This window comes from Muriicola sp. (assembly GCF_041567615.1).
GTDB lineage: Bacteria > Bacteroidota > Bacteroidia > Flavobacteriales > Flavobacteriaceae > Muriicola.
This window is the reverse complement of the sequence record NZ_JBFGBM010000049.1, coordinates 1-14,584: the sequence shown is the minus strand read 5'-3', so window position 1 is coordinate 14,584 and position 14,584 is coordinate 1. Positions and strand designations below refer to the sequence as shown.

Genomic DNA, 14,584 nt, shown 5'->3' with positions numbered 1-14,584 from the left:
ATTGTCCTCCTCTTCAGTGATCTTGGGAACACCCTGTTCTCCTCCATCACCTATCAGATCATGGGTGTGGTCTCTGTGCGTTTCCTCCTGGAGGTGGTGGTCGCGACCTTTCTTATCCTTATGTTCGGGGAGATCCTCCCAAAGATTTATGCCAACAGGAATAAACACCAGTTCTCACACTTTATGGCCTTTCCCCTCAAGGGGCTGGACATCCTTCTTACCCCTCTGAGCAGCCCGATGCGATCGGCAACGATCTATCTTTTTGACAAATTCGGCAGGCAGAGATCCAACCTTAGTGTCGACCATTTGTCACAGGCCCTGGAACTCACTTCTGAAGGGGATACCACCAAGGAAGAACAGAAGATCCTGGAAGGCATCGTATCCTTTGGGAACACGGACACCAAACAGGTGATGAGGCCCCGCATTGATATTTTCGCACTCAGGGAAGACATGAAATTCCCGGAGGTACTGGAGGAGATCAAAAAGAACGGATATTCCCGCATTCCGGTATTTTCGGATCATATAGATAAGGTGATCGGGGTGCTCTACGTCAAAGACCTCCTTCCCTACATAGACCGGAAGCAATTCGCATGGATTTCCCTGATCAGGGAGCCGTATTTTGTTCCCGAGAACAAGAAGCTGGACGACCTGCTGCTGGAATTCCAGGAAAAGAAGATACACCTGGCCGTGGTAGTGGATGAATACGGGGGTACTTCAGGGGTGGTTACCCTGGAGGATATCATTGAAGAGATCGTGGGTGATATCAGTGATGAGTTTGATGATGAGGACCTGGTCTTTTCCAAACTGGACGACCATAACTATGTTTTCGACGGCAAGACCGCTCTCAAGGATTTTTACAGGGTGGCAAAAATTGACGACGAGGCGGCGTTTGAAGAACAAAAAGGGGAATCCGAGACCATCGCAGGCTTTGTCCTGGAGATCGCAGGGAGTTTCCCAAAAAAAGGAGAGAAGATCACCTTCCAGAATTACGAATTTGTAGTGGAAAGCCTGGACAGGAAAAGGCTCAAACAAATAAAAATCACCCTGCCGAATGAGGTTTAATTTCTTGTTGTTTTTATGTGGATTCCTGTGTTTACTCAGCTCCTGCGGGGACGAGGCGCTGCCCAAACCCAAGGCCCAGCTCCGGCTCGAGTATCCGGCAGGGGGGTCGGATGTGGTGAATACTCCGGCCTATTCCTTTGAATCAAACAACCTGGCTCAGGTCAGGGATGAGAAAGCCAGTTCCCTTACCCTGGATTATCCGGCCCTGAAGGGCGCCATCTACCTTACTTACAAGCCGGTTGAGGACAATCTGGTCCAACTGCTCTCCGATGCGCAGAAATTGTCTTATGAGCACGTGATCAAGGCGGATAATATCATGGAGCAAAAGTATATAGACGAAGAAGGCAGGGTCTATGGTATGTTCTACGAAGTGAAAGGGGATGCGGCCTCTCAGGCCCAGTTCTACGCCACAGACAGTACACGCCACTTCCTTACAGGGTCTCTGTACTTTTACGCCAAGCCGAATTACGATTCTGTGTATCCTGCGGCGGTCTACTTGCAGAAGGATGTACGCAGAATCCTTGAAACCCTCAAATGGAAATAAGCAGGTCATGACTGAATTGAATGGCAAGCTGATCCCTTCGTGTTACGAAAAGATATCCCCCTATATCCATCGAACCCCCGTTCTGACTTCCAGGCTGATCAATGATATAATCGGGGCAGAGGTGTATTTCAAATGCGAGAATTTCCAGCGGATGGGCGCCTATAAGATGCGGGGTGCGACCCATGCTTTGTTATGCCTGAGTGAACAAGAACGGAGTAAAGGGGTGGTGACCCATTCTTCAGGGAATTTTGCCCAGGCCCTTGCCCTGGCCGCAAAGAGCCTGGGAGTGAAGGCCTATATCGTAATGCCAACTACTGCGCCGGAAGTAAAGAAGAAAGGGGTTGTGGAATACGGAGGGATCATTTACGAATGCGAACCTACCCTGGTTGCCAGGAATGCCATGGCCAGAGCAATACAGGACAAAACGGGTGCTGTGTTCTTACACCCATCTAACGACCCTGACGTAATTCTCGGTCAGGGTACCGCCGCCTATGAACTTCTTCAGGATTACCCCGATCTCGATTGCATCCTGACGCCAGTGGGAGGAGGCGGACTCATTGCCGGAACGGCTCTGGCCGCGGCCTTTATGAAACCCTCAGTGGAGGTAATTGGTACGGAACCCTTTGAAGTGGATGATGCTTATCGCTCCCTGGAAAGCGGAAGGATAGAGGGGAATGAAACGACGAATACGATCGCAGACGGACTCAAAACCCAGCTGGGGAGCAATACTTTCCCGGTCATCCGGAAATACGTAAAGAAGATCATCCGGGTAGAAGAGCATGAGATCGTGGAGGCGATGCGCCTTATCTGGGAACGGATGAAGATCATCGTAGAACCTTCCAGCGCTGTGGCCCTGGCCGGACTGTATCGGGACAGAGCCGATTTCAAAGGTAAAAAGGTGGGGATCATCATTTCGGGAGGCAACGTAGATCTGGGGCAATTACCTTTTTAGTCCTCTCTAAGCAGGGTTTCAGCCCGCTCAATACTGCCATTGATATCTTCTCTGAGCTGGATCACTTTCTGTTCTTCTTCCAGTAGCCATGTCCTTTTTTCTTCAGACAATTCCTTTCCATTGAGGATCTCATCCGAATCAAATCGGGACCCAAACCCCTGCATCCAGTCCATCATAGATCGGTGTGCTGCCTGCAGGTCTTTCATCGCAGTCATGTACTTCATTCCAGCTTCCGTGGAATCGGCCATGGGCTTTAATTCAGCGACCAGCTTGCTGATGTCGCTCATTTTGGGCATGACCTCATCGTGTATGGCGATCACTTCCTGCATTTTGGTGGGTTGATCTGGCTTTTTATTCTCGGTCTTGCAGGAGAAGATCAGAAAGAAAGAGAGGATCAGAATTATCGGTTTCATGGGATAAGGGCTTAAGAATTAGGACAAATTTACGAAACCCAATTCCCGGAATCCCATGAAAAACCCTCATTTTTGCGCCAAAATTGCCGGCTTTGAGCGATGTGAACAGAAAATGGATGTACCTGGTCATACTTTCCATTATTTGGGGTACCTCCTATATCCTGATCAAGAAGGGGCTGGAGGGATTTACCCCCGTTCAGCTGGGAGCTGTACGCATTGTGATCACTTCAGTTGTCCTGCTTTCTCTTGGGTTCAGATCCCTCAGATCGATCTCAGGAAAAGAATGGTTCTGGGTGGGTCTGTCAGGACTCCTCGGCAGTTTCCTTCCTGTTTTCCTCTTCGCTTTTGCAGAAACCGAAATAGACAGCAGCATCGCTGCTATCCTGAATTCACTCGTACCCCTGTTCACCATTCTGATCGGTTTCGCGGCCTTTGGCATTACCTTTTCGAAAAGGCAGTTGGGCGGGGTCCTCGTGGGTCTTCTTGGAGCCGTCCTGCTAATCGCCTTGGGTTCGGAGATCAATCCGGGTCAGAATTACTGGTATGCCGGCCTGGTTGTTCTGGCTACAATTTTCTACGCCTGCAATGCTAACATCATCAAGAGTAAACTGCAGGAGGTCTCTGCCATGGGCATCGCCGTGGGCAACTTTGCTTTTATGATAGTACCGGCCCTTTTCCTTCTGTTTTACTCAGGAGCACTGAACAGCTCCGTCCGCCAGGGAGAATTTTTCATGAGTTCCCTCGGCTACGTGGCCATTCTCAGTATCATCGGCACCTGTGTAGCCAAGGTGATGTTCAACAGGCTTATACAAATATCGTCTCCTGTGTTTTCGGTTTCGGTGACCTACCTGATTCCTGTGGTAGGGATATTCTGGGGATTGATGGACGGAGAACGCTTCAGCCTGTGGCAGGTCTTTGCCGCAGGTATCATTCTCATAGGGGTATACCTGGTCAATAAAAAAAAGAGCACATCCCGTAGTTGAAATGTGCTCTCCTTTTACAGTTGTTAGTGACTAGTCGAAATCGGCATCCGTAGGGCCGAAATTGATCACAGCCTCCAGTAGTTTCGCCTCGATGGTCTGTGGACCCAGGTTGCTGGTCCGCATGGCAGGGAATTTGATCCCGTCAAATTCCTGGTAGTCCATCAGGGTACTTTCCTGGTTCTGGGTCTGACCGTTCATGGAAGTCACCGTGGCTTCTTTCACCTTAAGGCCTGATTCCATATCGTAGTAGTACGTGGCCTGTATCACCTTTCCGGGTACTTCGATCTTGATCACCTCCTTGCCGTCGAGCATTTCCGTGCCCCCGATCCTGGCGTCAGGGTTGGCAGCTATTTTTTGCTCCGGGAAGATTCCCATGGCGTTTTGCATATCCTGCTGCAAGTCTGGGGGTAAGGCCATTTTGTTGGCTCCCTGCTTCATATAAAGCTCATCTCCCTTGGCTATGACACCCATCATAGGCGCATTGTTCATAAAGGTGGTCTGAGCGTATTTGTCTGCAGTCCTTTTCTCTTCGATCTTGATCGTGGCCCCCATCGCACTGCCCTCGTAGACGAGCTTCAGGGATTGTATCTCCGCCACTTTGTCCTTTCCGCCTATGGCTTCAAAATACTTGTCGATCACGGATTGTACGGTAGTTCCCTCAGGGATACTCGCTTCGTAATTGGCCTTTTCCGCCTCATTGGCGTATTTGTCGTAGTATTTGATGGGAATAGATTTCCCGTTAAAGCTCACCTTTTCCAGGTTCTCCAGGACCTCACTGCCCTTACCGGCTACCACGATCCTCGCGTTGTCGGTGGAGAAGTATTTCTGGGCTGCTGCCTGTACATCCTCAATGGTAATAGCGTTGATCTTTTCCAGATAGGTCTTGTAGAAATCCTTGGGAAGGTCTTCCGTCTCGATATTCAGGGCGTACCTGGCGATGGTGGACGGCCTTTCAAGGGCCATCACAAAGTTGCCTACGTACTTGGCCTTGGTATTCTTCAATTCTTTCTCGGAAACGGGTTCCTTTGCGATTCGGTCGATCTCCTTTAATAGCTCGACTACAGAGCTGTCTGTAACCATATTCCGAACACTGGCCGAAGCCCGGAACCTGGAAGGGGCGTACTTACTGTCTCCGATGCGGGAGTAGGAACCGTAGGTATAACCTTTGTCTTCCCTCAGGTTCAGGAACAACCGCGCCTCTCCGCCTCCCCCGAGGATCTGGTTGGCGACGATGGCCGGAAGGTAATCCGGGTCCTTCATCTTCAGGTCTACGAGGTTTTGCACCGTGATCTCGGACTGAACCGCATTGGGCACATCCACGAAATTGATCTGAGTGTACTGGGCATCCGAAGGCTTGGAATAGGAAAAGGATGGGGGTGAAGCCTTGGTCCAGGGGGTAAAGGCCTCGGTGACCAATTCTTTCACTTGCTCAAACTCCACATCCCCTATGACTACCAGGTAAGCATTGGCGGGGACGAAATAATTCTGGTAGAATTGTTTTACATCCAGCAAATTCACATTGTTCACTGTCTCTTCCGTGGTGAATTCCCCGTAAGGATGCCCTTTACCGTAGGCCAAGGCGGTCTGAACCCTGCCGGCAATGGCAGAAACGTCCTTTTCCTGTGTCTTGAGCCCTGTGATAAGCTTGTCTTTTTCCTTGTCAAACTCTTCCTGAGTAAAATTCGGATTGATGGCCGCATCTGCCATCAGTTCCAGGATCCTAGGGAAATACTTGGAAAGTGAGCTGGCAAAAGCGCTCTGAGATCCAAAGCTGATGTTCGCACCCAGGAAGTCGACTTCTTCATTGAATTCATCCTTGGGAATGGAGGTGGATCCATTGCCCAGCAGAGCTCCTGTTAGGCTGGAAACACCTGCCTTGTCCCCCTCCAGGATAGGAGGGTTGTCAAGGGTTAGCTGAATGGAAACTCTTGGGAGTTTGTGATTTTCAACCACAAGTACTTTCAGGCCGTTGTTCAGCTCAAATCGCTGGGGCTCGTCGAGGTTGATCTCCGGAGCCGGCCCCGGCTCCGGCATTTTTGACCGGTCTACCTGGGCGGTAACGGATACCGCCAGAAAGGCGACCAATAAAGTAAAATATACTCTTTTCATTTTCTAATTGTCTGTTTTGTCCTTAGGTAAATATTCGATGACCACACGCTGGTTGGGTTTGAGGTATTTTTCGGCAACAGCCCTGATCTCCTCGCGGGTGATGGAGCGGAAAATGTCTATCTCCTTGTTGATGAGGTCTGTGTCCCCATATAGCATGTACGAGGTGGCAAGCGTACCGGCTATTCCTTCCACGCTGGAATTAGAATTCACAAACCGGTTCTCAAATTTGTTCTGAAGCTTCTGGTAATCCTTCTCAGAAATAAGGTCGGTCCTCACCTTGGCCACCTCTTCTTCCATCTCTGCAGCGAGAACCTCCAGTGGAGTCTCACCAACGGGCAGGGCAAAAACCAGGTACATACCATAGTCTTCCTGTCCTATATTAAAGGCGCCTACCTGCAGGGCCTGTTTCTGGTCGTCCACGATCTTTTTGTACAGCTTTGAGCTCTTTCCGTCACTCAGGTAGGTGGAGATCATGTCGAGGACATATGCATCCCTTTCCGCAAATCCCGGGGTCCTGTAGGCGACCATGATCGCAGGGATCTGGATATTCGGATCGTAGGCCTTGGTCCTGATCTCTGTAGTGATAGGTTCTTCCTTTGGGTAAGAGCGTACGATGTCTGCCCCCCTTGGGATGGGCCCGAAATAATCGGAGATCATCTTTTTGGTCGAAGGAATATCGATATCGCCCGCAACCACCAGCACGGCATTGTTGGGCACGTAATATTTTTTATTGTAGGCGATCACGTCCTCCAAAGAGGCGGCATCGAGATCTTTCATATAGCCGATGTTGGGATCCTTGTAGGGGTGCACTTTAAACAGGTTTTCCCCCAGGACGGGCAGCAGCTGTCCATAGGGCGAGTTGTCATAACGGAGTCTTTTTTCTTCCTTCACCACTTCCTGCTGGGTATCTATGCCCACCTGGTTGATGATTGGGTGCAGCATGCGTTCAGATTCCATCCAAAGGCCGAGTTCCAGATTGTTACTCGGAAAAACCTCATAGTAATAAGTCCTGTCCTGGGATGTATTGGCGTTGTTTCTCCCTCCGTTGGAAGATACGATCTCAAACCATTTCCCCCTTTCGATATTCTTTGTCCCTTCAAAGAGCAGGTGTTCAAATAAATGGGCAAATCCCGTACGTCCCTCTGTACGGTCCTTACCCCCTACATGGTACATGACCGAGGTGGTCACCACAGGCGCAGTATTGTCCTTGTGCAGGATCACGTGCAGCCCGTTGTCCAGGTCGTACTCCTCGTAGGAAACCTCCTGTGCCACCATGTGGAAAGACGCGAGGAGCAGGGCCATGAAGGGCACCTGAAATTTAAATTTTCTCATGTGTTTGCGATTATTTTATAAATGAAAGAATATGGGGTCGGGAGAGGTGAGAAGAATGCTCTAGACCCCCGACCCATTAGATTAGTAAATATAAAGATTCCGCTAGCTTTAACAAGAATTAACAGCTATATTAACGATAATTTCATACTTTAAAAGCCGTCCAATTAACCAAAAAACTATGAATAAAGTCGCTTTGCCCATCCGGTTTGGTTTCGCAGCCAGTGGAAGTCTCATCGCCTATTTCCTGATCCTGTCATTGGTCGATTTGCACACCAATGTGTTTTACAGCCTTTTCAACGGAGTCATCACGGGGTTCGCGATCTACGAAGCGATCAAGTATTTCAAAATTCAGGAGAAGGAGAAATTTTCTTACGGTACGGGCTTCAAGGCCGGCATCGTAACGGGCTTCGTGGCTACATTGATCTTCACCGTCTTCTTTGCGATCTACTCAACGGAGATCGATCCGGAATTTCTCGCCCATCTCTCAGAGCAGTGGTTCAGCAGATTCGAGAGTTTTGAGGCCATCGTCTTTTTTACCGTGGCCATCATGGGTTTTGCAACTACATTGGTTCTGACCCTGGCATTTATGCAATTGTTCAAGTCTACGAAGAACGCCTGAGCACAAGTGTCTTTTTTATCAGTAAAGCCCTTGCTAATTAGCAATTAAGCAGTATATTTGCACCCTCCTAAAACGCGCATTGAGCGCATAGGTTATAACACTAATTCAAAGCTATGTATGCAATTGTAGAGATAGCAGGGCAGCAATTCAAGGTTGCGAAAGACCAGAAGGTGTACGTAAACCGGCTCAAAGAAGAAGAAGGGAAGAAAGTTTCTTTCCACAATGTGCTTCTTCTCGAGGACGGTAAGAACGTGACCGTTGGCGCCCCGGCTATAGACGGAGCTGCCGTAGAGGCTAAAGTCGTCAAGCACCTGAAAGGTGACAAGGTTATTGTCTTTAAGAAAAAAAGACGCAAGGGATATCAAAAAAAGAACGGTCACCGACAGTTCCTAACTGAGATCCAGATCGAAGGTATCATTGCTAAAGGAGCCAAAAAGGTAGAGGCTAAAAAAGAAGCTGCTCCTCAGAAAGAGGCACCGAAAGCAAAGAAAGAAGCGCCTAAAGCTACTAAGGTTGAAAAGGCAGCTGCAGCTCCCAAAAAGGAGTCACCAAAAGCTTCGGCCGACCTGAGCAAGCACACCGTTGCTGAACTCAAGGAAATGGCCAAAGCCAAAGGCCTTGAGGGATACTCTTCAATGAAGAAGGCTGAACTCATCGCTGCTTTAAGTAAATAAACAAGGAGATCACTCCGCTAAAAAGAAAGAATTATGGCACATAAAAAAGGTGTAGGTAGTTCCAAGAACGGAAGGGAATCAGAATCGAAACGACTCGGGGTAAAGATCTTCGGTGGTCAGGCAGCTATTGCCGGAAACATCATCGTTAGGCAACGCGGTACCAAGCACAACCCGGGCGAGAATGTATACGCAGGTAAAGACCATACTTTGCATGCTAAAGTAGACGGACTTGTAAAATTTGAGAAAAAGGCTGGAGGCAAATCCTATGTTTCTGTAGAGCCTTTTGACGCATAAACAGGTTGAAGGAAATAAAAAAAGCTCTTGAGAAATCAAGAGCTTTTTTTTTGCGTTAACCGCGGCCATCAATACCTGTAATAATCAGGTTTGAACGGTCCGTACTGAGGCACGCCGATATAGTCGGCCTGTTCCTTGTCTAATTCCGTGAGCTCTGCACCAAGGCGAGCTAGGTGCAACTTGGCAACCTTCTCATCCAGGTGCTTGGGCAGCATGTATACCTTGTTTTCGTACTTCTCTCCGTTTTTCCACAACTCGATCTGGGCCAGGGTCTGGTTTGTAAACGAATTGCTCATCACAAAACTGGGATGACCTGTGGCACACCCCAGGTTTACGAGTCGGCCTTCCGCCAAAACCACGATATCCTTGCCGTCAATGGTATACTTGTCTACCTGAGGCTTGATCTCATCCCGGGTGTCACCGTAATTAGCATTCAGCCATGCCATATCAATCTCGTTGTCAAAATGACCAATGTTGCAAACGATGGCCTTATCCCTCATAGCTCTGAAGTGTTCTTCCCTGATAATATCCTTATTTCCAGTGGCCGTGATAATGATGTCTGCTGTTTTGATGACAGATTCTATTTTCTTGACTTCAAAACCGTCCATACAGGCCTGAAGGGCGCAAATGGGGTCGATCTCTGTCACGGTAACTATGGAGCCGGCTCCTCTGAATGAGGCGGCCGTACCTTTACCCACATCTCCATATCCGGCAACCACAACCCTTTTACCTGCCAGCATGGTATCGGTAGCCCTTCGGACTGCGTCTACAGCGCTTTCCTTGCATCCGTATTTGTTGTCGAACTTGGATTTGGTCACACTGTCATTCACATTGATGGCCGGCATGGGTAAGGTTCCTTTTTTCATGCGCTCATAGAGCCTGTGAACTCCTGTGGTTGTCTCTTCAGACAATCCCTTGATACCGGTTGCTAGCTCAGGGTAGCGATCCAGCACCATGTTGGTGAGGTCACCCCCGTCATCGAGGATCATATTCAGGGGTTTTCTGTCTTCCCCGAAGAACAGGGTCTGCTCTATACACCAGTCGAATTCTTCTTCAGTCATCCCTTTCCAGGCATAGACCGGTATGCCGGCTGCCGCGATGGCCGCTGCAGCGTGGTCCTGGGTAGAGAAAATATTACAAGAACTCCAGGTTACCTCAGCTCCCAGGGCAACAAGTGTCTCGATCAGGACAGCCGTCTGAATGGTCATGTGCAGACAACCCGCGATTCTCGCTCCCTTGAGCGGCTTTTCTTTTCCGTATTCTTCCCTTAGCGACATCAGGCCGGGCATTTCTGCCTCCGCCAGTTCAATTTCCTTTCTCCCCCAGGCTGCCAGTGACAGATCCTTCACTTTGTAAGGTACATAGGGTATGGTTTTGGTGCTCATCTCTTATTTTATTTTTACTTTCGTTAGCGTGCGGGAAACCGCAATTTTTTTGGACCTCAAAGATAGTGATAACTTAAAACATCCCATGCCTCTTTACAAAACAATAACAATGGATCCTGATGTCCGGGTGCATATCTGGAAGATCACGGAGACGGAGGAAGCACTGGCAAAAGGGATATCTCTGACTCCCCATTGCCAGGAGCGATATGAAGGGATGAAATCCGAACTCCACCGGAGGGGTTTTCTCAGTATCCGACACCTGATGGCACTCGAGGGTTATACAGATCATGATCTTTACTATGACACACTTGGCAAACCACACCTGAGGGACGGCTCGTATATTTCCATAACTCATAGCTACAATTTTACGGGCATAATCGTCAGCAACCATATTCCGGCGGGTATCGATATTGAAAAACAACGGGAAAAGATCCTGAAGATCGCCCATAAATTCACTCCTGTCTCAGAATACAACCCGATAAAAGACCCTATCCAACTGAGAAGGAAGCTCACCGTGGTCTGGTGCGGGAAGGAATCCCTGTACAAGATCAATTCCACGGTGGGGTTGAGCTTTCTGAAGAATATCGATATCCGGGATTTTGGATTGGATCAGCTCAGGACCACGGGTCTTATCCACCTGAATGGAAATACCTCTTTTTTCGACATCCACTTTCTGGAATTCGAAGGTTCCACCTGTGCCTTTGCCCTGCAATTAAGGTCTGATGCCTCAGAAGAATATTTGATCCCGAATAAAAAGACAGATCCATGAATATTTCCGTTGAGCTTACCCTGAGTCCGCTGCAGGATGATTTTGAACCCCCCGTGATCGCTTTTATAAAGGCCCTCAGGGCCTCCGGTCTTAAAGTGGTGGAGAACCCGCTCAGCACTCATGTTTATGGTCCCTTTGATGAGGTGATGACCCTTATCCAAAACGAATTGAAGGAGGTCTTTGAATCCATTGACCACGGCTTGCTCCACATGAAGATCGTCAAATCAGACCGCAGCGATTATGAACCCCATTTCTGATTTTTTCCTGGACCCGTACAGGGGAAGGGAGGCATATCTCATCGCCCTGGAGGCAGTGGCCTTCTTCTTCGGTATCGCCAGCGTGATCTATGCCAAACGGGAGAATATCCTCGTATATCCAACCGGCCTGGTGGCAACTGTTATCACGGTGTACCTCTTTTATAGAGACGAACTTTTTGGTGACATGATGATGAATTTCTATTATTCGATCATGAGCATTTACGGCTGGTGGAACTGGGCCAGGAAGAAAAACGACGAACGGGTGGTACATATTTCCAGGACGAATACCAGAGAAAAAGTGATCGGTTTTGTCATGTTCCTGATGACCATGGCCGTTACCTACGGAGTGTACAGGGGGTATGGAACCCTGCTTGAAGGGGCGAATTACATAGATATTTTTACCTCGGGTGTCTTTTTTACCGCCATGTGGTATATGGCCAACAAAAAACTGGAGAACTGGACCCTCTGGATCCTGGCAGATGTCATCACTGTACCTCTTTACGCCTACAGGGGATGGGGGATGCTTTCCTTCCAATACCTTATCTTTACGGTCCTTGCGATACAAGGGTACCTGGCATGGAAGAAAGACTTAGACAACTCCCTTCAGACATCATAAAAGTAGTTCTGTTCGGCCCTGAATCTACGGGTAAGACTACACTTTCCAAAGATCTGGCAGAACATTACAAGACGCCATGGGTTCCGGAATATGCCCGTGAATACCTGCAGGACAAATGGGACCAGGAACAAAAGACCTGTGAACCTCACGACCTTCTTCCCATTGCCGAAGGCCAGATGAAGTTAGAAAATGAAGCTACCCAAAAAGCAGAGCGTCTTTTGATCTGCGATACGGACCTATTGGAAACCATGGTCTATTCGGAGGCCTATTACCTGGGGTATTCCGATCCTGTCTTAAAGAAATATGCCCTGGAGAACAGCTATGATCTTTACTTGCTGACCTATATCGATACACCCTGGGTAAAAGACGACCTGCGTGATAAGCCCGGGGAACGGGAAGAGATGTACAGGTATTTCAAACAAACGCTGGTAAGGTATAAGCGGAATTTCATTATTTTAAAGGGAGATCGGGAAACCAGGCTGAAAATGGCCATTGAACAGATCGACAAACTAATTGCACATGATAGAATTCACCCACAGGGACATCAAGCAGATCGAAGAAAAGGGGATCAGTAAAAAAACGGTTGAAGAACAGATTCGGACCTTTATGGAGGGGATTCCGAATGTAAACCTCTACGCTCCTGCCCGTGTCGGGGAAGGTATCCTCCAATTGAATTCAAAGGAGAAAAAAGAGTATTTAGAAGTCTTTGAAAAGGCCGGGGATTCCTTTTCACTCTTGAAGTTTGTCCCTGCCTCCGGAGCAGCATCCCGCATGTTTAAAGCCCTTTTTAGTTTTCTCGAGAAATTCGACCCCGGGAAGGAGTCCTTCGATGACTTTCTCAAAAATCAGGGGGACAACAACATCCGAAACTTCTTCAATAGGGTAACTGAATTTCCCTTTTACGATTTGGTCCTCCGGAGAATTGGAGTTAAGGATCTGGCTTCAGATGCCGATAAGTACGCCTTTGTCAATGAACTCCTCAGGGAGGACGGCCTGAACTACGGTTTTTACCCAAAAGGCCTTTTGCCCTTTCATACATACCGGAAGATCCTGGCTACTCCTTTTGAGGAGCACCTGTTTGAAGCAGTAGACTACGCCAGGGTAAAGAAAAAGGCGAGACTCCACTTTACGATCTCCGACCAGCATCAATCCCTTTTTGACGAGGAATGGGAGAAGATCAAAAAACGCGTTTCCGAGAAGACTGACACAGAGTTTGAGATCGGGTACTCCTATCAAAGTCAGGCCACTGACACCATCGCCGTTACCCCGGAGAATGAGCCCTTCAGGAATGAGGACGGGAGCGTACTTTTCAGGCCCGGGGGCCATGGGGCCCTCCTCAGAAATCTGAACGAACAGGATGCAGACATCATCTTCATCAAGAACATCGATAATGTGGTGACCCGTGATCAGTCTCCAGAAACGGCAGCATCCAAAAAGCTCCTGGCCGGGGTATTGCTCCACTTGCAGGAGAAAGTTTTTGGCTATGCCAGGCTCCTTGAAGGGGAAACGATAAGCGGGAATGATATGGAGGAGATTATGGCCTTTTTGAAAAATGAACTCAATGTCCGTTTCTCAGACAGTTATGAAAGCTTTACCATTGGGCAGCAAATAGAGATACTGAAGGATAAATTACACCGGCCGCTCCGGGTGTGTGGGATGGTAAAGAACGAAGGAGAACCCGGGGGAGGGCCCTTCTGGGTAAAGGACAGGAATGGCAATATCAGCCTGCAGATCGTAGAATCGGCCCAGGTAGATCTTGACAGGGAACACCAGGCTGCTATATTCAGGGAAGCTACCCATTTTAATCCGGTGGATATCGTTTGCGGGGTTAAGGATCACAAGGGGAGGAAATTCGATCTGCTCCGTTTCGCAGATGAGAAACAGGGATTTATCACCCGGAAAACCCAGGAAGGTAAACCGCTGAAAGCCCTGGAACTCCCAGGCTTGTGGAATGGGGGAATGGCTTACTGGAACACAGTTTTTGTGGAGGTGCCCATCAGCACTTTCAATCCTGTAAAGACCGTCAACGACCTGCTCAAGCCTGCCCACCAGGCACAACCTGAATAAAGATCCTTTCATTTCGCAGAGATTAAGCAACAAGTGCTTATCTTTGCCACGTCTCAAAGGGGTGCCTGTTACATTCCCGGTCCTGACCGGTGCAACAGGCTGAGAGTACACCCGATGAACCTGGGCGGGTAATGCCGCCAAGGGAACAGGCCTTCCGAAAAAAAACGGCAGGCCGGATTTGAGGAAGATTCAGACCCATGTTCGATTCTTTCCCAATGGGTATCCGGTAATAACGGTTCAACAGAATAATCACCCCTTTTATTCTAAATAAGTTTTTGGAATGAAAAAAGGAATTTTATTCGTTTTCTTCGCATCTCTCGCGGGATTCGTGAACGCACAGGAACAGGTAAAGGACACTACAACGTCCAGGGAGATCGTATTGGATGAGGTCCTGGTGTCTTCCGTCAGGGTAACCAGGGAATCCCCAGTGACCTTTTCAAACCTGACCAAAGAAGAACTGGCCCCGAGGAACCTGGGGCAGGATATACCCATCCTGCTCAACTTCCTT

At 48.7% G+C, this 14,584-nt stretch carries 16 protein-coding genes, 1 pseudogene and 1 riboswitch; of the genes and pseudogenes, 13 read left to right on the top strand and 4 right to left on the bottom strand.

Features of this window, described 5'->3' with window-relative positions:
• The 3 genes from gldE to ABYP73_RS05170 all read left to right on the top strand — a co-directional run.
• Window positions 1-1,062: gliding motility-associated protein GldE (gene gldE, locus ABYP73_RS05180; RefSeq protein WP_372973651.1), on the top strand; the 1,062-nt coding region annotated here is incomplete at its 5' end.
• Window positions 1,052-1,606 carry a gliding motility lipoprotein GldD gene (gene gldD / locus ABYP73_RS05175; RefSeq protein ID WP_372945564.1) on the top strand — a complete coding sequence of 185 codons (555 nt, stop codon included), beginning with the start codon at window positions 1,052-1,054 and terminating at the stop codon, window positions 1,604-1,606. The genes gldE and gldD, both read left to right, overlap by 11 nt.
• Before the next feature lie 7 nt (window positions 1,607-1,613).
• Window positions 1,614-2,558, top strand: coding sequence for a pyridoxal-phosphate dependent enzyme (locus tag ABYP73_RS05170; protein WP_372973650.1), 945 nt, complete (start codon window positions 1,614-1,616; stop codon window positions 2,556-2,558).
• Here the strand turns inward: ABYP73_RS05170 and ABYP73_RS05165 are convergent.
• Window positions 2,555-2,971: a hypothetical protein gene (locus ABYP73_RS05165; protein ID WP_372973649.1), complete on the bottom strand. Its 417-nt coding sequence runs from the start codon at window positions 2,969-2,971 to the stop codon at window positions 2,555-2,557. The genes ABYP73_RS05170 and ABYP73_RS05165 overlap by 4 nt on opposite strands.
• Before the next feature lie 101 nt (window positions 2,972-3,072).
• Between ABYP73_RS05165 and ABYP73_RS05160 the strand changes: the two genes are divergently transcribed.
• Window positions 3,073-3,954: a DMT family transporter gene (locus ABYP73_RS05160; protein WP_372973652.1), complete on the top strand. Its 882-nt coding sequence runs from the start codon at window positions 3,073-3,075 to the stop codon at window positions 3,952-3,954.
• 30 nt (window positions 3,955-3,984) lie between these two features.
• On the opposite strand, the gene ABYP73_RS05155 is transcribed toward ABYP73_RS05160, so the two are convergent.
• Together ABYP73_RS05155 and ABYP73_RS05150 are read right to left on the bottom strand one after the other, a co-directional pair.
• Window positions 3,985-6,063, bottom strand: coding sequence for a M16 family metallopeptidase (locus tag ABYP73_RS05155; RefSeq protein ID WP_372945561.1), 2,079 nt, complete (start codon window positions 6,061-6,063; stop codon window positions 3,985-3,987).
• Window positions 6,064-6,066: 3 nt separating this feature from the next.
• Window positions 6,067-7,395 (bottom strand): M16 family metallopeptidase, encoded by a 1,329-nt coding sequence (locus ABYP73_RS05150; protein ID WP_372945560.1) that lies wholly within the window; start codon window positions 7,393-7,395, stop codon window positions 6,067-6,069.
• 178 nt (window positions 7,396-7,573) lie between these two features.
• On the opposite strand from ABYP73_RS05150, the gene ABYP73_RS05145 reads away from it, so the two are divergent.
• The 3 genes from ABYP73_RS05145 to rpmA all read left to right on the top strand — a co-directional run bounded on the left by ABYP73_RS05145 (window position 7,574) and on the right by rpmA (window position 8,982).
• Window positions 7,574-8,014, top strand: a complete 441-nt coding sequence (locus ABYP73_RS05145) for a DUF4199 domain-containing protein (RefSeq protein ID WP_372973648.1) — start codon at window positions 7,574-7,576, stop codon at window positions 8,012-8,014.
• A 113-nt stretch (window positions 8,015-8,127) separates the two neighbouring features.
• A complete protein-coding gene (gene rplU / locus ABYP73_RS05140; protein ID WP_372973647.1) occupies window positions 8,128-8,688 on the top strand; it encodes a 50S ribosomal protein L21 in 561 nt (186 codons plus the stop codon).
• 33 nt (window positions 8,689-8,721) lie between these two features.
• The gene (gene rpmA / locus ABYP73_RS05135; protein ID WP_372973646.1) at window positions 8,722-8,982 is read left to right on the top strand and encodes a 50S ribosomal protein L27; all 261 of its coding nucleotides are present in this window, start codon (window positions 8,722-8,724) and stop codon (window positions 8,980-8,982) included.
• Window positions 8,983-9,050: 68 nt separating this feature from the next.
• Here rpmA and ahcY read toward each other — a convergent pair whose 3' ends face one another.
• Window positions 9,051-10,367: an adenosylhomocysteinase gene (gene ahcY / locus ABYP73_RS05130; protein WP_372945120.1), complete on the bottom strand. Its 1,317-nt coding sequence runs from the start codon at window positions 10,365-10,367 to the stop codon at window positions 9,051-9,053.
• Window positions 10,368-10,476: 109 nt separating this feature from the next.
• Here ahcY and ABYP73_RS05125 point away from each other — a divergent pair, with 109 nt between their 5' ends.
• The 6 genes and pseudogenes from ABYP73_RS05125 to ABYP73_RS05100 all read left to right on the top strand — a co-directional run.
• Window positions 10,477-11,136 carry a 4'-phosphopantetheinyl transferase superfamily protein gene (locus ABYP73_RS05125; protein WP_372973645.1) on the top strand — a complete coding sequence of 220 codons (660 nt, stop codon included), beginning with the start codon at window positions 10,477-10,479 and terminating at the stop codon, window positions 11,134-11,136.
• The gene (locus ABYP73_RS05120) at window positions 11,133-11,393 is read left to right on the top strand and encodes a thiamine-binding protein (RefSeq protein WP_372973644.1); all 261 of its coding nucleotides are present in this window, start codon (window positions 11,133-11,135) and stop codon (window positions 11,391-11,393) included. Before ABYP73_RS05125 ends, ABYP73_RS05120 begins: the two co-directional genes overlap by 4 nt.
• Window positions 11,377-12,009: a nicotinamide riboside transporter PnuC gene (gene pnuC / locus ABYP73_RS05115; protein WP_372945123.1), complete on the top strand. Its 633-nt coding sequence runs from the start codon at window positions 11,377-11,379 to the stop codon at window positions 12,007-12,009. Before ABYP73_RS05120 ends, pnuC begins: the two co-directional genes overlap by 17 nt.
• Complete coding sequence (locus ABYP73_RS05110; RefSeq protein ID WP_372973643.1) at window positions 11,970-12,584, top strand: AAA family ATPase; 615 nt, start codon at window positions 11,970-11,972, stop codon at window positions 12,582-12,584. The genes pnuC and ABYP73_RS05110 overlap by 40 nt, the downstream gene beginning before the upstream one ends.
• Window positions 12,529-14,076 (top strand): DUF4301 family protein, encoded by a 1,548-nt coding sequence (locus ABYP73_RS05105; RefSeq protein ID WP_372973642.1) that lies wholly within the window; start codon window positions 12,529-12,531, stop codon window positions 14,074-14,076. Before ABYP73_RS05110 ends, ABYP73_RS05105 begins: the two co-directional genes overlap by 56 nt.
• 47 nt (window positions 14,077-14,123) lie before the next feature.
• Window positions 14,124-14,238: riboswitch (TPP riboswitch) on the top strand.
• Between the two features lie 118 nt (window positions 14,239-14,356).
• Window positions 14,357-14,584, top strand: a pseudogene (locus ABYP73_RS05100) (TonB-dependent receptor); the annotation flags it as partial.